Genomic DNA, 228 nt, shown 5'->3' on the forward strand with positions numbered 1-228 from the left:
ATGATATGTTGAGAAAAAACCCTTGTCTCACTACCGCCATGTTATATCAATTGAGCCAATCAAATGTTCGTCCGCAAACTGTGGTAGTGATTTTAATTAAGTCGCATGTTCTCATGAACACAGTTCGTAGATTCTCCACATATGCCGAGCACCATATGCTGCAAATCATTCGCAAAATTGAGAAACTCAATGACAAAGTGGATCAATCTGTAGAACGAGTACGTTCAA

General features: G+C 39.0%; 1 pseudogene. It reads left to right on the forward strand.

Features of this window, described 5'->3' with window-relative positions:
- Positions 1 to 228 (forward strand): annotated as a pseudogene (locus tag KVT11_RS21710) (lipase); the annotation flags it as partial.

It is taken from the genome of Bacillus sp. GbtcB10 (assembly GCF_019091365.1).
GTDB classification, from domain to species: Bacteria; Bacillota; Bacilli; order Bacillales; family Bacillaceae; genus Bacillus; species Bacillus altitudinis.